General features: G+C 58.6%; 19 protein-coding genes. 3 read left to right on the forward strand and 16 right to left on the reverse strand.

Annotated elements, in window-relative coordinates:
- Positions 1-133: 133 nt before the first annotated feature.
- From G485_RS0118145 to G485_RS0118185, 9 genes are all read right to left on the reverse strand, one after another.
- Positions 134-730, reverse strand: a complete 597-nt coding sequence (locus G485_RS0118145) for a lysophospholipid acyltransferase family protein (RefSeq protein ID WP_027093675.1) — start codon at positions 728-730, stop codon at positions 134-136.
- 3 nt (positions 731-733) lie between these two features.
- Complete coding sequence (gene cmk / locus G485_RS0118150) at positions 734-1438, reverse strand: (d)CMP kinase (RefSeq protein ID WP_027093676.1); 705 nt, start codon at positions 1436-1438, stop codon at positions 734-736.
- A gap of 131 nt (positions 1439-1569) precedes the next feature.
- Complete coding sequence (locus G485_RS0118155) at positions 1570-1758, reverse strand: hypothetical protein (protein WP_035157171.1); 189 nt, start codon at positions 1756-1758, stop codon at positions 1570-1572.
- Between the two features lie 2 nt (positions 1759-1760).
- Positions 1761-2417: a flagellar brake protein gene (locus G485_RS0118160; RefSeq protein WP_027093678.1), complete on the reverse strand. Its 657-nt coding sequence runs from the start codon at positions 2415-2417 to the stop codon at positions 1761-1763.
- Positions 2418-2562: 145 nt separating this feature from the next.
- Positions 2563-3927 (reverse strand): germination protein YpeB, encoded by a 1365-nt coding sequence (gene ypeB, locus G485_RS0118165; RefSeq protein ID WP_027093679.1) that lies wholly within the window; start codon positions 3925-3927, stop codon positions 2563-2565.
- A 69-nt stretch (positions 3928-3996) separates the two neighbouring features.
- Positions 3997-4155 carry a hypothetical protein gene (locus G485_RS30505; protein WP_169732343.1) on the reverse strand — a complete coding sequence of 53 codons (159 nt, stop codon included), beginning with the start codon at positions 4153-4155 and terminating at the stop codon, positions 3997-3999.
- Between the two features lie 68 nt (positions 4156-4223).
- Positions 4224-4919, reverse strand: coding sequence for a glutamic-type intramembrane protease PrsW (gene prsW / locus G485_RS0118175; protein ID WP_027093680.1), 696 nt, complete (start codon positions 4917-4919; stop codon positions 4224-4226).
- A 209-nt stretch (positions 4920-5128) separates the two neighbouring features.
- Positions 5129-5728 (reverse strand): genetic competence negative regulator, encoded by a 600-nt coding sequence (locus G485_RS0118180; RefSeq protein WP_027093681.1) that lies wholly within the window; start codon positions 5726-5728, stop codon positions 5129-5131.
- Positions 5729-5941: 213 nt separating this feature from the next.
- Positions 5942-6274, reverse strand: coding sequence for a hypothetical protein (locus G485_RS0118185; RefSeq protein ID WP_027093682.1), 333 nt, complete (start codon positions 6272-6274; stop codon positions 5942-5944).
- A gap of 187 nt (positions 6275-6461) precedes the next feature.
- Here G485_RS0118185 and G485_RS0118190 point away from each other — a divergent pair, with 187 nt between their 5' ends.
- Positions 6462-7349 (forward strand): polysaccharide deacetylase family protein, encoded by an 888-nt coding sequence (locus tag G485_RS0118190; protein WP_027093683.1) that lies wholly within the window; start codon positions 6462-6464, stop codon positions 7347-7349.
- On the opposite strand, the gene G485_RS30115 is transcribed toward G485_RS0118190, so the two are convergent.
- Entirely contained in the window at positions 7346-7642 is a 297-nt protein-coding gene (locus tag G485_RS30115) for a hypothetical protein (RefSeq protein WP_035157174.1), read from the reverse strand. The two genes, G485_RS0118190 and G485_RS30115, sit on opposite strands and share 4 nt — an antisense overlap.
- Positions 7639-8238, reverse strand: a complete 600-nt coding sequence (locus tag G485_RS0118200; RefSeq protein ID WP_027093684.1) for a type II CAAX endopeptidase family protein — start codon at positions 8236-8238, stop codon at positions 7639-7641. Before G485_RS0118200 ends, G485_RS30115 begins: the two co-directional genes overlap by 4 nt.
- A gap of 92 nt (positions 8239-8330) precedes the next feature.
- On the opposite strand from G485_RS0118200, the gene G485_RS0118205 reads away from it, so the two are divergent.
- Both G485_RS0118205 and serA read left to right on the forward strand, forming a co-directional pair.
- Positions 8331-9254 (forward strand): hypothetical protein, encoded by a 924-nt coding sequence (locus G485_RS0118205; protein WP_027093685.1) that lies wholly within the window; start codon positions 8331-8333, stop codon positions 9252-9254.
- A gap of 211 nt (positions 9255-9465) precedes the next feature.
- On the forward strand, positions 9466-11058 hold the full coding sequence (serA, locus tag G485_RS0118210) for a phosphoglycerate dehydrogenase (RefSeq protein WP_027093686.1): 1593 nt from the start codon (positions 9466-9468) through the stop codon (positions 11056-11058).
- Between the two features lie 25 nt (positions 11059-11083).
- On the opposite strand, the gene G485_RS0118215 is transcribed toward serA, so the two are convergent.
- The 5 genes from G485_RS0118215 to resB all read right to left on the reverse strand — a co-directional run bounded on the left by G485_RS0118215 (position 11084) and on the right by resB (position 16830).
- The gene (locus G485_RS0118215) at positions 11084-11581 is read right to left on the reverse strand and encodes a hypothetical protein (protein ID WP_027093687.1); all 498 of its coding nucleotides are present in this window, start codon (positions 11579-11581) and stop codon (positions 11084-11086) included.
- A gap of 110 nt (positions 11582-11691) precedes the next feature.
- The gene (locus G485_RS0118220; RefSeq protein ID WP_027093688.1) at positions 11692-13131 is read right to left on the reverse strand and encodes an ATP-binding protein; all 1440 of its coding nucleotides are present in this window, start codon (positions 13129-13131) and stop codon (positions 11692-11694) included.
- A 3-nt stretch (positions 13132-13134) separates the two neighbouring features.
- On the reverse strand, positions 13135-13851 hold the full coding sequence (locus G485_RS0118225; RefSeq protein ID WP_027093689.1) for a response regulator transcription factor: 717 nt from the start codon (positions 13849-13851) through the stop codon (positions 13135-13137).
- 40 nt (positions 13852-13891) lie between these two features.
- Positions 13892-15157 (reverse strand): cytochrome c biogenesis protein CcsA, encoded by a 1266-nt coding sequence (gene ccsA / locus G485_RS0118230; protein ID WP_027093690.1) that lies wholly within the window; start codon positions 15155-15157, stop codon positions 13892-13894.
- Positions 15154-16830 carry a cytochrome c biogenesis protein ResB gene (resB, locus tag G485_RS0118235; RefSeq protein WP_027093691.1) on the reverse strand — a complete coding sequence of 559 codons (1677 nt, stop codon included), beginning with the start codon at positions 16828-16830 and terminating at the stop codon, positions 15154-15156. The genes ccsA and resB overlap by 4 nt, the downstream gene beginning before the upstream one ends.
- Positions 16831-16857: the final 27 nt, after the last annotated feature.

Below are 16857 nucleotides of genomic sequence, written 5' to 3' on the forward strand. Positions count from 1 at the left end.
TACCTCCTCAATTCTACAACAACTTTATTTAAACCCGCACCTGGGGCGGCGTTTAAATCGCACGGAATGTCGATAAACCAAATAATACCTGTAGTATGATGGTAATGCCGGCGAATCATGCATGGCTTGCGGCTCACCGGGAAGGCTGGCCGGTTCTCATCATCTCCCGGATTCGGGTCATCATGAAATCGGTCGCCCCGTCCCAATCCTCGGAGCCTTTGACCAAGTAAGGGCTCAAATCCAAAGGAGCCCCGTAAACCGCCACCATCTTGCGGAAAGGGCGATAATTCCCGACCAGCGCGACGGGAACGACCGCCGCACCCGAACGGGCCGCCATGCTGACGGCGCCTCGCTTGCCCATTCCGACGCCATCGATCTTCTCCGCATGACGGGATCCTTCGGGAAAGATGCCCATCACCTTGCCCTCGCTCAAGACGCCGAGAGCGGTGCGGATCGCTTCCTTGCTGACTCCGCCTCTCTTGACCGGAAAGGCACCCAGGGAACGGATCAAAGATCCGAACAGCGGAATGCGGAACAGCTCGGCCTTGGCCATATAATGAATCTTGCGAGGGACGGCGATGCCCAGCGTGATCGGGTCCAAATTCGTAAGATGATTGCTGCACAACACGACCGGACCGGACCGGGGAACGTTCGAAACTCCCCTGGCTTCGAAGCGGTAGAGAATCCTGAACAGGGTTAGGAGCAGAACCCTAGCGAACCGGTATAACATAATTTACTTCTCCCCCGCCGAAATGGTTCTTGAAGCCGCCCGTCCCCATTCGACGATCTCGTCCACGATCTGTTCGATCGGGCGTCCCGTCGAATCGACGAATCGGGCATCCGGCGCTTGGAGAAGCGGTGCAAGCTCCCGTTCCCGGTCCATTCGGTCGCGTTCGGCGATCTCGCGTTCCAGCTGTTCGAGCGTAACGCCCGGCTGCTCGCCCATCTCCCGGTACCGCCGCAATGCCCGTTCCCGGGGGGTTGCCGTCAAAAATATTTTCAGCTCGGCATCGGGAAGAACGTTCGTTCCGATATCCCGGCCGTCCATCACCACGCCTTTGGCAAGCGCCATTCGCCGCTGGAGGTCGGCCATCTTCTTGCGCACGGCTTCGTAAGCGGCTACGCGGGATACGTTGCGGTTCACCTCGAGCGAACGAAGCTTGGAGGTGACGTCCGATCCGTCCGCCAATACGCGCTGCCCTTCGTCTCCCGGCAAAAGCACGATATCCAGCTCCTCCGCCAGACGGCCGATCGCCTCTTCGTCGTCGGGGGAAATTCCCCGCTCCAGGGCAATCGCCGTGACGGCCCGGTACATCGCTCCGGTATCCACGTATACGTACTGAAGCGCATTCGCAACCAGACGGGCGACCGTGCTCTTGCCCGCGCCCGCAGGCCCGTCGATCGCAATGTTGATCGGGTGCTCGGAATGTGGATTCATCAGGAAAGAATAAGCCTCCTAAATCAACTGCCCTTAAGAAAAACGCAGGCAAGCTATGCCTGCGTGCGAATGAGAAAATTATACCACAGCCCACCCGGAGATGCAAAAACGGGGCGAACGCGGTCGCCGCCTCACTCCGTTACGTAGCGGGTTCCTTCCCAATGTTCGGTTCGGCTCAGAAGCTGTCTCGCCGCCGGGAAATGCAGCGCCAATTGAGCGAGAACTAGCACGGCTGCCAGCAGAGAGATCCCTCTGACAATCAGCTTCTCCGAGCGGACGAACCATTTCGCGTCGCGGCGCTCTGCGTTTCTCTTGTCCAAATTCATCCATCCCTGCGCAAATCGAGTTGTCGTTCGAAGCAATAGCGGATGACCTTCTGCCGATCGGCATCCGTAATTTCCCGGAAGCTCAACATAACCATCAGGTGGTTGGGCTCGGCTTCCTGTACCCGGACCACCTCGCCCACGAACTGGGCATGCTCCACGGTGCCGGAGCGGTACGGAACGAGCAGCCAGCAAGACAGCGTCATCTGCGGCGTAATCGGCCATTTCCGGTCGCACCGGAAGGAGAGCCCGCCCCCTCCCACGTCTTCGGTCAAAGCCACGAACCGCAGCTTGTCGGCGATCCGGACCGCCAGCTCGAGCTGCGCTTCCACGCGCAGGAAGCTCCGCCTCTGCTCCCGCGTAATCTCTTCCGCCGCCGGCATGCGAACTTCGACGAGAGCGACCGTATCTTGCCGGAAGCCGGTGACGGATGTCGTAAATTGATGCTTGACGCCTTCCGACGTATAGTATGTAACCCGAAATTGCTCGCCGATCTGGGAACGGTAATACCCGCCCGTCTTCTCATCGAGCGGAATTTCGATATAGAGCGAATCCGCGTTCAGATCCGCCACGCGCGATCGAAGCATAGGCGCGTCTTCAAGTCCGGCATCGGCCGAAGCCTGTATAAACATCGTCTGGTTAACTTTCGGAAGCACCTGGGACCCTCCGGAGGCGGCATATTCGGCACGGTTTGACACCGCACTTATCCGATTATACCATGACGAGTCCGCCCGGACACGCCTCTCTTCCGAAAAAAAGCCGCCCGGCGCTCGGAACGCGTCGGGCAGCCGGCTACCGGCGTTATTTCAACAGCGCCTTGGTCTTCTTCGGAATTTGCTCGACCGACTCCTCCAGCCCGGAATCGGCGTTGATATAGATGCGATATTCGTTGCCGTTGACGGACCCGGTGAACTCGTGGCACAGTACCTCTTTGTTTTCCTCGTTCTCGATGACGGCGAGGCTGTAGTTCTGCACTTTGAAATCGGGGTGAAGCGCTTTTTGCGCCTGTTCCCGGGTCAGCTTCGCCTTCCCGACGGAGAGGTTGCGCGGGGCGAACACATGATCCGAGGCTTGCAGGCCGACCGCTTCGCCATTGTCCAGGGCGACGCGCACCGTCACTTTGTCGGGATAAATCTTGACGTTGTCCCGAAGGCCGACGAACGTGAACACGGAGACGTGATCGTATTCGTCATAGGTGACCGGCGTCATGTTCTTGTAGCCGTGCGAGTCGAGAAATTGCGACGCCCTCGTTCGGGCCGCTGCGAAATCCAGCTTGCGCGTCTTCACGGTGCGCGGGTTCATATACCAGAGCAGCTCCCCGCCCTTGCGAGTGTAATCGAGCTGGATGTTCTCGCCGTTCGGACCGCTGACCGTAACCGTGTAGCCCGGCATATCGGTGTTTTTACCGTTTTCCGTCACGTGAACGTTGCGTCCGATCCCGGAATGAACCGTCGTTCCGAGGAAGGCGAGCGCTTCTTTGCGCACCTCGTCGGCCGAAACCTCTTGCCCGGACAGCATTTGAACCGAACGGTACCGCTTCGTGGACATCGCGGAAGGACCCCAGTCGTTCTCGGGATAGGAGGCGATTTTTTTGTCCACCGCTTTAAATCCGTCGATAATCGTATTGTTGTAAGGCTCGTCCTTGCCCGCCATGGCTACTTCGACGTCCATCCAACGCAGATGATCCTTCATGACGGCATCCTGAATTTTGCCGAGATCCTGGTTGATGTCCGCCGCCTTGGCATACAGCGATTTCATCGTCTTCAGCTCGTCGTCCGTCAGCGGCTGCTTCGTCAAATCCCGAACCGAAGTGCCGTATGCGAAATCGGAGATACGGGAGAGAAAATTCCCCGCCTTGTTGAAAGGCAGCATCGCCAAAGGAAGCTGGTTGATTTCGTTTTGCGCCTCGCTGGTCAACCTCCAAACTTTGACGAGACCTTTGCGCTGCATCCCGTGCGACACCGACGACACGGCAAGCGTCTGGCCGAGTTCGTCCTGCAACCTGCCCATATAATTCGTCAAATCGTGGAAGGCGCGCTGATATTGGTTCTCCGCCTTGATCAGTATCGCATTCTTCTCCTGATGCTCCTGGTAGCCCCACAGGATAGCTCCGACAAACAGCAAAGCCGCGACCGGAAACAACACCGAACTTAAACGCGCATACATGAAAAGCCGACCCCTTTCATTCCCATACTGCCGTTCGGCGTTAGTGTGGGAATCGGAGGCCGACTTTATTCACGTGCGTTCTTCTTCGATGTCGAATTCGTCCGTATTGCTGCACAGGCACATTTTGAAGCCGGTATCGATTTTGCCCCGATCCCGGCGGCCCCGCAAGACGAATTTCTCTCCGCAGCGCTTGCAGCGGATCGTCACTTTCACCCGTTCGGCCGACATTTCTCCTACCTCCAGCTCTCGCGCGGGAACGCGCCCCGCTTCTCCATCTGAAAGTATCGACCGATTCGTTACGGTTTAACCTCTTCCTCGCGCTTCAGCAGGCGGAAAGGCGACACCGAATTGGCCCGGTTGACGCTTCGGATGCCCCTAAGCCACAGCAGCAGCATAAAGGGCACCATCACCCATAGCCACCCGGAAGGAACGGTTTGCATCATAAAGTCGAAAACGCCGTGCGCGGCGAACGGCAGCAAGAACGAAATCCACAGATGCGCCTTGATCTGCTTGCCGGAAGAGAACTTGGCTCGTCCCAGTGAATAGCCCATAAACACGCCGAACAGCGCGTGGCCCGACACGGGAAGAAGCGCCCTGGCCATCAGCATCCCGAAGGTGACCGGCTCGGTGAAGGCGTACAGCACGTTCTCCAGCGTGGCGAAGCCGAGGGACACCGCCGTCGCATAGACGATGCCGTCGTAAGGCTCGTCGAATTCGGTATGGTTATATATGATGTGGAACAGCACGAACCACTTGATAAACTCTTCGATGCCCGCCGAGACGATGAAGGAGAACGCGAACGGCGACTCCCCGAGCCAAAGCGTAAGCGCCCGCTGAACGATCATGACGGGAAGAACGGTGAGCGCCCCGGTTAGAAACAGCTTGATGACGATCGGTAGCGGCTCCGCGTCGTAGCGGTCTTTCCAATAGAAATAAGCGAGCAACGCGATGCCCGGCGCGATCGCGGCGGCCAATAGCGAGAAGAGAAGCACCTGGGGCTCTCCCTCCTTTCCTTGAACCCATTATACAACGTCCGGAGCCGAAGGGCATCCCGATGGAATGAACTGCCTCTGGGCCTTTCGGTCCAGGCGGCAAACAAAAAGCGGACACTTCGCGGTAAACGATCGGCGTTTAGCGCAAAATGTCCGCTTCTAATCAAACTTCAATAGGCGCAAGCCAGTTGGACAAGCATGCGGAATCATCAGAAGTGTTCAGCCAACACCTTGACAGCGTTCGAGGGGATGATCAGCTGTCCGTATTCCTCCAGCACGGCCGGCGTGACGGACGTCACTTCGCCGAATTCGGCGAGCACCGCGATCAGCGCGTGGTATCCCGAGCTCTCGAGGCCGGCGGGATCAAAGCAGAGCACCCACTGATTCTGATAGCGATACATCCTTCCTTCTTCCGTCAGGTGGTTGACAAGCATCTTGGCGGCTCCGATGGCGTCTTCGATGTCGCGAAAACGATATATAATGGCTTCGCTCTGCTCGAGCGTCACTTCCATTTCGTACACTTCATCCTCGAGATCTTCGTCGGACGACGATTCCACATCGCGGTCCAGCTTCCCTCGCGTGACGATCACGACCATTCCTTGAGCCGGCATGGCGAATACTTCGACCGCAAGCGGCCCCGACGCGTCGAACCCGAGCTCGTTATAGGCTTGGTCCATCATTTCGCTGAACAATTCGTGGACTTTCGGTATTTCCCGCCACATGTCTTCCTTCTGGATTCCGCGTTCCGACAGATCGTCGAAGGTAAGGAAAATCCTAATCTTGTCCTGGCTAAGCCGCTCCATCCTCATGACAGGATCCTCCTTCTGCACACGATGGGTGATAACAGCGTATGACGCGGCATATAATGTGTGATTGTTTCTGCTTTACAACATGTTATCACTTCTCTATCCGAAATGCACTAGGGAAAACCCACGAAATGCAAAAAAACAGCACCGGACCGCCCCTATTCGGGACATCCGAGTGCCGTTATCCGCCCAAGCCTTTTGTTTCGAAAACGTCCGTCAAATTTGGTGATGCCCGTTCTGTTCCAAAATTTCGTTGACGCGGCGCTGCACTTCCGAATCCTTCGAAGCCAGATGGGCGACTTGATCCAATCCGCCGGAGACGGCCTCGCCGTTCTCGCTCCGCCGCGACGACTCTTTGTCCGAATGGCGGCCGGTGAAGCGCATATTCAGCATTTTGCCGATCGCCTCTTCCTTCATGCCGCCCATGCGGGACATCAGATTTTGGCCGAGGCTGCCGGCCATGGCCGACATCCGCTTGTTCCGCTGCATGATCATGACCATAGCGATTCCTGCAAGGCCGCCCACGACGAACGTTCCAACTCTCGTCATCCGCTAAACACCTCCTGTATCCTTGGCCTCCCGAATCCGGGCTGCCGGCATTCTGTAGTGTGGCCTCAATCGTTGCCGTCATGCTCCATCAAATTAAGGAAGAGGCCCCAGTGTCGGCCGTTGCCGGATATGTTACAATCGGAAGTGACTGTTCATTAAAGAAACGATACGCGGAGGAGACGCCCCAATGAACCGCATTGCAGCCGCCCTGACCGTACCTTTCATTCTCGCTTCGCTGTCCTCGCTTGCCGCTTGCGGCAACGCGACGCCGGAGGCTGCGCCCGCCGCCGTTTCGGCCGAGCCGCCGTCTCCTTCCGCCTCCTCCGCGGCCATACCCGCCGGCAGCGCGAACGCCTCCTCCGCGGCGGCTGACCCGAAGCCGGACGCGCCGGCGGCCTCCCCTTCGGCTGCGGCCGCAACGTCGGCGGCAAAGCTCTATCGCATGAACAAAAACTACGATATCGTTCCGATCGACCCGCAACAAACCGGCGCCAAAGTCGTGCTCCTCACGTTCGACGACGGTCCGAAAGCGGAGGCGACGCTGAAGCCGATTCTGGACGCGCTGGACAAGCACAAAGCGAAAGCGATCTTCTTCGTCAACGGCTATCGGGTCAAGAAGCATCCGGAGCTGCTCAAGGAAATCGACGCCAGAGGCCAAACGATCGGCAATCATTCCTGGGACCATATTCAATTGGCCAAAGAAAAGCCCGAAACCGTTCGGGAACAGATCGGGAACGTGCAGCAGATCGTCAAGGACGTCATCGGCAAGACGCCCGTTTTCTTCCGGCCGCCGAACGCTTCCGGCAACGCGACGACGCACGCCGTCGCGAAGGCGAACGGCCTTATGTATATGACCTGGTCCAACGGTTCGCTGGACTGGGAGATGAGCGGCGACAAGATCAAGGACAAGACGGCGGCCATCATCAAGAACGTAAGTGACCAGCTGCATCCCGGAAGCAACATTCTCATGCACGAGCTCCCCTGGACGGGAGAAGCGCTGGACGCGCTGCTGACCGACCTCGAGAAGCGGGGCTACGCGTTCGTCGATCCGGCCTCCATCGATACGCAGGCCTAGACGCGCTGATTGCCCCACCACAGCAGCCCGGCCACGAGAGCGATGAACAAGGCGACAAGCACCCGGTAAAACCAGCGGGTGAGCGTTCCCCTGGAAGAAGGATGAACCGAAGCGCGGGGCGGCAATCCCGTCTCCGGAATGCCGGACGACGCCGCGGCTTCCGCGATGGCCGCCTCCAGCTCTTCGATCGTCGATAACGCGTTTTTCTCCTCTTCGTCATCCGTCGCTTCGAACGCGCGGCGCTTCGCTTCGATGTAGCGCTCCCACGCCGAAGAACGGTCTTCCTCTTTCATGCTTGCGATTCCCTCCGTAATCGGATAATGAGCCCCATGATCAAATCCACCAGAAAATGCGCGACGATCGGAGCCCACAGCGTGCCCGTGTGCAAGTAGATCCAGCCGAGTGCGTAGCTGATGCCGAACACCATGCCGGTCGGAATCCAGTGCCTCAGGTAGCGGACGTGGATCGCCGCGAACACGATGCTCGTCCAATAGGGCCCGATCGCATGCTGAACCGCCCCGCGGAACAGCAACTCCTCGCAGACGCTGACGACCAGGCAAATCAGCACGATGTGCCAGATCGGCCGCGTCAGGAAAATCCTCTCGTTCACGCCCCCGTCGTCCATCGCTTCTTCCGGCATCCATCGCGAGACGGCGATGTCCAGGGCGACGACCAAGACGGCCAAACCGGCCGCAAATGCGAGAAATCCGGGATTAGCCGGCCATTTGAGCAAAGAAATGGCGTTTCTCCCCTGTAAAATCACCCACAACAATCCGATAATGAAAGTAATAAGCTGCGTAAGATACAAATTGATCAGCAGCAGGCGGTCGTCGAGGTCCTGGGCGGATACCTTGCGTATTTTCAAGTTGCGGATGTCGAATTTTCTCATATTCCCTCTAAAAATTTATATTTAATATTGTTCTATACGCCATGCATTCACTATACTAGACCTACTAATTTGACCGTAAAGAGGAGTAAATGATGGAAAAACGTCTAACGCGTACCGATCTCATGTTTGCCCTTGGTTTTCTCTTCATGCTCATCGTCGCGGTAGGAGCTTTCTTCTACGGCGTGAAGATCGGCGCTTCCCAAGCCGAAGCCCGCCAGGAGAAGGCGGCCGGGTCGGCAAGCGCGGCAGCGGCGGAGACGGCCGCCGCCTACCAGCTTCAGGATCTCGTATCCTTCTATCATACCGTATTTTTGCCTTATCGTGAATTCATGGACGAGTGGCAGTCCGCCGGGCAGAAGTGGCTGACGGACGAGACGGCCGACCGCTCCGCGTCCCTCAAGGAATTGGCCAAAACCGCGAACAACAAATACGAATCAGCCAAAGTGTCCTACATCCCTCCCGTCTCCCCGCTGCTGAAGGAGGCCCAGGACGAATACCTCAAGAGCTTGAAGCTTTACGCGAGCAGTTTGTCTTCCCATGCGGCGGCCGCGAATCAGGGCACAGCCTCCACCGTGCTGAACCAGATTTACGACGACGCCTTCTATAAAGAAGGATTGAAGCTCGGCTTGTCCGCCCAGGAGCGGTACTACGAATCCATGGTACAATGGGCCGCGGGCGTCGACATGAACATTCCAAGCCATTCCGATTACAAAACGATCGTCGGGCTAACGCAGTGGAAGACGCTCCCGCTCGTCATCAAGAACGGGCTCACCGCCAAATACCTGCAGGAGCAGTCGATCATGAGCGACTTCCTGCCGCAAGATCTGACCGCCAGAATCGACACCTTCATCGCTTCCGGTCAAGCGGAGCGGATGAAATTGAAATCCATGAGCGCGATCGCCGATTTGCTGACGCAGACGGACGCGGTTCGCGCGGGAGATTTCCTGAACGCCAAGAACCGCTTCTACGCCAAGCAATTGCTGCCGCAGCTGCCGTTTTTCTCGTCGGACAAATAAACCTCGACACGGCTCGCGATTTGTCGCAGATTGGCCATTGATTTGCCTGTCTCGTTGCTTTAAAATAGGAAAGGCCGTTGGACCTTGGAAAAAGAAGCGACGAATGTTGAAATCAGCTACATCACCCTCAATGCACTGTTCGTTCGCGGAATGCGGACGACGGGGAGGTTGAGGGTGTTTTCTATACTTATGAACTTTAGGGGGAGCTTACATGTTTAAAGTGTTGGTATCGGACCCGATCAGCGATTTGGGCATTTCTCTTCTTGCGGAAGCGTCCGACGTCTCCATCGACAAGAAAACCGGGCTGTCCGAAGATGAGCTGGTCGCCATCATCGGCGAATACGACGCCCTTCTCGTTCGCAGCCAGACGCGCGTTACCGAGCGGATTATGACCGCCGGCAAGCAGCTCAAGGTGATCGGGCGCGCCGGCGTCGGCGTCGACAACATCGATCTCGACGCCGCCACGAAGCGCGGGATCGTCGTTATCAACGCTCCGGACGGCAACACGATTACGACTTGCGAGCATACGTTCGCCATGATGATGGCGCTTGCCCGCCACATTCCGCAAGCTTATTTGAAGACGGTCGGCGGCGAATGGGACCGCAAATCGTTCGTCGGCGTCGAGCTGCGCAACAAAGTGCTGGGCGTGCTGGGCATGGGCCGCATCGGCAGCGAAGTCGCCGCCCGCGCCAAGGCGTTCGGCATGACCGTGCTCGGCTACGACCCGTTCCTGACGGAAGAGCGCGCCGAGAAGCTCGGCGTCAAGCTCGCCTCCGTCGACGAAGTCGTGCGCGAAGCCGACTTCATCACCGTGCATACGCCGCTGACGCCGGAAACCCGGCATATGATCGGCAAAGCCCAATTCGCCCGGATGAAGAAGGGCGTCCGCCTCGTCAACTGCGCTCGCGGCGGCATCATCGACGAGCAGGCGCTGGTCGAAGCGATCGACGCGGGCATCGTCGCCGGGGCGGCCTTCGACGTCTTCGAGGAAGAGCCGCCGAAGCCGGACCATCCGTTCCTGAAGCATCCGAAGATCATCGTAACCCCCCACCTCGGCGCTTCGACTGTCGAAGCGCAAGAGAACGTCGCGATCGACGTATCGGAGCAGCTCCTTCACATTCTGCGCGGCGAGCCGTACAAGAACGCGGTCAACATGCCGGCCGTACCCGCAGACGTGCTGTCCAAGCTCGCGCCTTACTTCGAGCTCGGCCGCAAGTTGGGAAGCTTCGCGGCGCAAATGGCCGAAGGCCCGGTCAAAGAGATCGTCGTCGGCTACTCCGGCGAGCTGGCGGACGTCGATACGCAGCCGCTGACCCGCTACGTTGTGCAAGGCGTGCTGGCTCACCATCTCGGCTCCGACCAGGTGAACGCCGTCAACGCCATGCACCTCGCGAAAACCCGCGGCGTCAACATCGTCACCAACAAATCGCACGCCAGCAAAGGCTTCACGAACCTCGTCTCCGTCACGCTGCGGACCGGCAAGGAAGAGCGCATGGCGGCGGGCGCCCTGCTCAACGGCTTCGGCGCGCGCATTACGCAAATCGACCAATATCCGGTCGACGTGGCGCCGGAAGGGCATATTCTGCTCATCTCGCACTACGACAAACCGGGCATTATCGGCCGCGTCGGAACGAGCCTGGGCAGCAACGACGTCAACATCGCCACGATGCAGGTCGGACGGAAGCTGGCCGGCGGAGCAGCCATCATGGTGCTCGGCGTCGACAAGGCCGTGCCGAAAGACGTGCTCGTCCAAGTCGCCAGCCTGGCGGACCTGGTCAGCGCCAAGCAAATTCATCTCGTTTAAGTTTAAGCATGAAACAAACCGGCCCTCAGGCCGGTTTGTTGCTGTTCTTGGAAGCCGGGCGCACCAGCGCCGCCATAACGAACTGAAGCAGCGAGGCGCAGACGAGCACGATCGGGAGTGCCGAAGCCGCCGGATCGTCGGCAAACCAAATCAGCGCGAAGATCGACAGCACCCGCCCCGCGTTCAGGAACAGCTCCCGGATCACGACCGATTCGATCCGGAACTGGCCCCGCAGCGGAAGAAAGTCCATCAGCCGATAGTAGTGAGAAGTAAGCGTATTGACCGTCAGCGGGTTGAAAAACGAAAAGACGATCATGTACGCGGTGACCGACCAGGTCCGAATATCGATCAGCAGCAGGCAAGCCGCGGCCGTAACGCAAGCCGACGTCAGAAGAACGTCCCGCCGGACGTTCGGCTCTCCTCTTCTTCTCGAGACGAGGAACCCCATCGAAATCGTCAGCAGCGAGAAGAAGACGGTCAGCAGGCCGACCCCCCTCTCGCTTCCTACCGTCTGGTAGAGCACCCGACAGCCCGGTCCGCTCTGCCGGCCGTTTGTTGTAAGCGGTTTCTACATCCCGCGCGCGTTCCCCCCGTTGGCGCGTGCAGCCTTCGCCGCGCGCGCCGTTGTCTCCGCTATCGCCGTTCCCCGGACGCCACGGGCTTTCCGCTCATCGGCAACCAAATCGTAAACGTCGTGCCGGCCCCCGGCTCGCTCGTCGCCGTAATTTTGCCGCCGTGAGCTTCGACCAGATTTTTCACGATGGCCAGGCCCAGGCCGGTGCCTCCGTTGTTCTCCCTTTTGCGGGCTTTGTCGGCTTTGTAGAACCGTTCGAAAATGTACGGCAAATCCTCCTGCGGAATGCCCTGCCCCTCGTCTTCGACCGTCAGCTTCAGCTCTTCGCCCCGCGAGCCGCGCACTTTGTCCGCCGTCATCCGGATCGAAGCTCCGGCGGGCGTATGGCGGATCGCATTGTCCAGCAGGTTCGTCAGCACCTGCTCCAGCCGGTCTCCGTCCGCCGTCAGCGTCAAGTCTTCCCGGTCTTCCGACTTGGACAAGAGAATTCCCTTCTCCTTCGTCAGGGCGGCGAATTTCCGGTAGACCCGGTTCAGCAAGGCGTTCACGTCGAGCGGCTGGAAATGCATCTCCAAATGGCCGGCCTCCATGCGGGCCAGATCGAGCAAATCCCTGACGAGCCTGCCCATGCGCAGCGATTCGTCGTGAATGACCTGCACGAGCTCCCGGCGTTCCTCGGGAGACGCCGCAATATCGTCAAGCAGCGCTTCGCTGTAGCCCTGAACCATCGACAGCGGGGTACGGATCTCGTGCGAGACGTTGGCTACGAAATCTTTACGCAGCTTCTCGACGCGAAATTCCTCGGTGACGTCCCGCAGGACGGCCACGGCGCCGCGAATGCCGTCCGACGAGACGAGCGGCGTCATGACGACGGAATATACTTCGCTCTGAACGTGGATTTTGGTCGTCAGCTCCGTGCCCCGCTTGATGACGGTGCGATACGTCTCCAAGAGAGGGCCCGGCACTTCGCCCCTCCGGTCCGGTTCTTCGTCGCTCCAGTCGACCGAATTCCAGAGTTCGAGCAGATGCTTGCCTTGCGGATTGGTCAAAATCACGCCCCCTTCGGCATTAAAGGAGATGACCGCGTCCGTCATGCTTCGGAGCACGCTGCTCAGGTGATCGCGCTCGTGCTCCAAAGCGCGGATGAGCGTGTCGATCTCCGACGCCATCGAGTTGAACGTATTGGCGAGTTCTCCGATCTCGTCGGACGAGCGGATCGCCACCCGGGCCGTATAATCCCCTTGCGCGATTTGATCTGCGGCTTCCCGCATCTCCCGAAGCGGCTGCGTAATTTTTGTCAACAGAAAAAATGCGAAAAAGGTTGTCAGCAAAAAACCGACAGCCCCCGCGTAAACGAACAAATGTTTGATTTTGCCCGAGTCGACGAACGTAGTATCGATATACTTGAGCAGGAACAAGCCGATCGTCGAGATGACGACGGCGACGAGCCCGATGATGGTCAGCCACAGCTTGCCGACTACGCTTCTCCATATCGCCATCGCTTATTTCGTCACCTCGAGCTTGTAGCCGACGCCCCAGACGGTCGTAATCATCGACGCCGCCTCTACGGACACGCGGTTCAGCTTCTCGCGAAGCCGCTTGACGTGCGTATCGACCGTGCGCAAGTCGCCGAAGAAGTCGTAATTCCAGACGTCCTTGAGCAGCTCCTCGCGGGAGAACACTTTATCCGGCGAGCTGGCCAAATAATGAAGCAGCTCGTACTCCTTCGGCGTCAGATTGACCTCCTGGCCGCCCGCGGTTACCCGATGCGCGTCATGCTCGATGACGAGATGCGGGAACACGATGTTGTTGCTCGCGGCCATGTCCTTGGACAGGAAGGCGGTCGCGGAAGACCGCCGTAAAATCGCTTTGATGCGGAAGATGACCTCGCGCGGGCTGAACGGCTTGACGACGTAATCGTCAGCGCCGACTTCGAACCCCTGAACGCGGTTCACTTCCTCGCCCTTGGCAGTCAGCATGATGACGGGAGTCGCCTTGCTCTGGCGCAGACGGGTGCAAACCTCGATGCCGTCCATGCCGGGGAGCATCAAGTCCAACACGATCAGATCGAAGTCGGTTTGAAGCGCTTTGCGAAGCGCGGTCTCCCCGTCTTCCGCCTCATCGATGACGTACCCCTCTTTCTCCAGATACATGCGCAGCAAACGGCGAATGCGTTCCTCGTCATCTACGACCAATATCCGGTTGCCCATTTCGTTCATCTAGACCGTCTCCTTCTTGATATGCTGTCGCTTCTTATGCTTATGACACCCCGGCATAGGAATGCAAGCCGGCGATGACGAGATTGACGCCGATCAGCGTAAACAGAACGACGATGAACCCGATGACCGCCAGCCAGGCGGAGCGCGTTCCCTGCCAGCCGCGGGACAGCCGCAAATGCAGGTAGGCGCTGTAGAACAGCCAGGTGATGAGCGCCCATACTTCCTTCGGGTCCCAGCCCCAGAAGCGGGACCAGGCGATCTGCGCCCAGATCATGGCGAAGATAAGCGCCCCGAGCGTAAAGACCGGGAAGCCGATCGCGATCGCGCGGTAGCTGATCTCGTCGAGATCGTCCGGGTCGATGCCGTCCAAATAAGGATGAATCGCCGCGGCTAACGGCTTGCGGAGGACGAGACGGATGATGCCGTACAAAATGAGCCCGGAGATGACCGACCAGATGACCGTGTTCAGCTTGCGGCCCGCGTTGACGCCGTTCATCCATGACGGCGCTTCGAACAGCGGTTCCTTGATGCCGAGGTAAGGCTGCATCGTGATCGTCTCGCTGTTGTACGGCTTGACGATCGGCGGCAATCCGTACGCTACCTTCTGCACCGAATTGATCTCGTTGCCCTGCTGGTCGATGCTGAACTTCTCCTGCTTGAACTCGGCTTCGTAGCCGCCGGCCCGGAAGCCGAACACCGAGACGAGGAAGCCGATGACAATGATAATGAAGAAGAGCACGCCTTCCACCCCGCGCTGCGCCCGCTTGCCGGCTTTGTCGTTCCTGGAGAAGTCGACGACCCGCAGCAGTTGGACGAGCGCCGCCGCGAAGCCGACGGCGAAGAACGCTTCGCCCGCGGCCGCCGTCGTGACGTGGATTTTGAGCCAGATCGAGTTCAGCGCCGGGATGAGCGGCTGCACGTCGGACGGAAAGACGGAAGCGTACGCGATAATGATGACGACAAGCGGCGTGGCGAACGCGCCGACGAGCGCGTTGCGGTAAATCAGGTTGACGATGATAAAAGCGAACATGATCGCCATGCCGAGGAACGTCATGAACTCGTACATGTTGCTGGTCGGAATGTGCCCGCCGCCCTTCCAGCGCGTAAAGAAGAAGACCAGATGCGCGATCCAGCCGAGCACCGCCAGACCGAAGCCGATCCGGCTCCAGCGCTTCGCGTGCGCTTCCGGATCGCGGTTGCTGAAGCGGCGGCCGCCGACGGCGACGGCATAGCCGATAAACGAGAAGCAATATAGGAAAAACGCGACGATAAACGCATTGCTGCTAGTATGGAGCCATGAATTCAACTTAGTTTCCTCCTGTTATCTAGCGCCTTCGGTTCGATGGCGATGCCCGTCTTGTTCAGCGCGGCGGCCACCTCGGCCCGGATGCCGTACGTATTTTTGTTCGTATGGGCGCCAAGCGTCAGCTTGCCGTCGTCGATGCGCAGCCAGACGCGGCGATGCTGCCAGTAGAAGCCCATGACCAGGCCGATCATCGAGATGCCGGCGCCGATCCAGATGTACGGCATCGCCCGGTCGACCCGAACGTTCAGGTACGTCGTATATTGCGAGAATTTGACGTTCTCCATTTTCCCGACCTGGAACGAGAACCTTCCCGTATTGTTGCCGCTCTTCTGGAAGCTGGCGTTGATCTGCTGCTCGAGCAGCTTGTCTTCCGCCGACGGCAGCGGGAAGTAGATGTAAATTTCGCCTTCCTTGGACAGGCCTGGTCCCGTCACGAGGAAGACGAAGGCCGGATTGTTCGGGTCGCGCGACTTGGTCATCGGCCGGTTCTGCTCGTCCATGCCAAAATCGGGAAACACGTCGTTCAGTTTCAGCGTATAAGGCCCGACCTTATAAGTCAATGGCGGATTGCTCATCGGCAGTTCGAACGGACCGTACGATTGCCCCGTCTTCGAATCGACCAGCATCGGACGGACGGAGATGAGGCGAATGCGCTCCTCGTAATTGTATTGGTATAATTTCAAACCTTTATAAGACAGCGGGCTGTTGACGCGAATGTCGTGCCTGTCGACTTCGGTCAGCACCGGGTCCTTCACCGGATCGTCGCAATAGGCCGTGCATTCGTACAGCACCGCCTTCGTCTCGTACAGCTTCGCCCGGTTCGTTCCTTTCAGGCTGTCGGGAAGCTCGCTGTCCTTGTAAAACTCTACGGTGAACTTCTCGTTCTTGACGTAATAGTTCGTATTCGGAATTTGCTTCGTCTGGCCTTCGTCCACCGAGACGTACTGATCCATATGCCACGCGGGCACCCCGCGGCCGAGCACCGCCAGCAGGAAGACGATGAGCCCGATATGGTTAATATAAGGTCCCCAGCGGCTGAACCGGTTTTTCTCGGCGAGCAGCGCCGTCCCTTCCCGGGCAACGCGGTAGCGCTTCCGCTTCAGCTGCTCGGCGAACGCTTGCGTCCACGCCTCGGGATCCTGGTCCAGCGTTCCCTCGTAGACGGTTTGCTGGCGTTTGATAAACGTCAGATGCTTGCGGATCTGCTGTTTGGAGAGCGCCCGGTACAGGGGCAGCACCCGGTCGAGACTGCAAATGACGAGCGACGTGCCGATCATGACGAGCAGGCCGACGAACCACCACGACTCGTACGTTCTGGACAAACCGAGCGCCTGGTAGATCTGCCCCCACGTTCCGTACGTGTCCTTGTAGTATTGGGCCGGATCGTCCAGGTTGATAAACGTGCTCTCTTGGGGGTAAATCGTGCCCAGCGCCGCTCCGACCAGCGTAATGACGATAAGCCAAACGGCGACTTTGACGGACGAGAAAAAGTTCCAAACCCGGTCGATGATGTCCGGATTCTCCTTCTGCGAACGGCGGGCGACGCCGTCGTACCTCATCTCCAGCGGACTGTCGAGCGGCAAGTCTTCCACGAGCGGTTTGCCGCACGATTCGCAGAGAACCGTTCCCGCCGGATTCTGGTGTCCGCATTCGCACTTCGTATTCTGAAACAACCGACACAGCCTCCTAGTCGTAACGCA

The organism is Cohnella thermotolerans DSM 17683, from assembly GCF_000429825.1.
In the GTDB taxonomy this organism is placed as follows: Bacteria; Bacillota; Bacilli; order Paenibacillales; family Paenibacillaceae; genus Cohnella; species Cohnella thermotolerans.

Excerpts from the sequence above, each read along its gene's own strand:
- G485_RS0118200 (WP_027093684.1), bottom strand. The coding sequence starts at position 8,238 with ATGAGAAAATTCGACATCCGCAACTTGAAAATACGCAAGGTATCCGCC.
- serA (WP_027093686.1), top strand. The coding sequence starts at position 9,466 with ATGTTTAAAGTGTTGGTATCGGACCCGATCAGCGATTTGGGCATTTCT.
- cmk (WP_027093676.1), bottom strand. The coding sequence starts at position 1,438 with ATGAATCCACATTCCGAGCACCCGATCAACATTGCGATCGACGGGCCT.
- G485_RS0118180 (WP_027093681.1), bottom strand. The coding sequence starts at position 5,728 with ATGAGGATGGAGCGGCTTAGCCAGGACAAGATTAGGATTTTCCTTACC.
- G485_RS0118185 (WP_027093682.1), bottom strand. The coding sequence starts at position 6,274 with ATGACGAGAGTTGGAACGTTCGTCGTGGGCGGCCTTGCAGGAATCGCT.
- G485_RS30505 (WP_169732343.1), bottom strand. The coding sequence starts at position 4,155 with ATGTCGGCCGAACGGGTGAAAGTGACGATCCGCTGCAAGCGCTGCGGA.
- ypeB (WP_027093679.1), bottom strand. The coding sequence starts at position 3,927 with ATGTATGCGCGTTTAAGTTCGGTGTTGTTTCCGGTCGCGGCTTTGCTG.
- G485_RS0118205 (WP_027093685.1), top strand. The coding sequence starts at position 8,331 with ATGGAAAAACGTCTAACGCGTACCGATCTCATGTTTGCCCTTGGTTTT.
- G485_RS0118145 (WP_027093675.1), bottom strand. The coding sequence starts at position 730 with ATGTTATACCGGTTCGCTAGGGTTCTGCTCCTAACCCTGTTCAGGATT.
- G485_RS30115 (WP_035157174.1), bottom strand. The coding sequence starts at position 7,642 with ATGAAAGAGGAAGACCGTTCTTCGGCGTGGGAGCGCTACATCGAAGCG.
- G485_RS0118220 (WP_027093688.1), bottom strand. The coding sequence starts at position 13,131 with ATGGCGATATGGAGAAGCGTAGTCGGCAAGCTGTGGCTGACCATCATC.
- G485_RS0118225 (WP_027093689.1), bottom strand. The coding sequence starts at position 13,851 with ATGAACGAAATGGGCAACCGGATATTGGTCGTAGATGACGAGGAACGC.
- G485_RS0118190 (WP_027093683.1), top strand. The coding sequence starts at position 6,462 with ATGAACCGCATTGCAGCCGCCCTGACCGTACCTTTCATTCTCGCTTCG.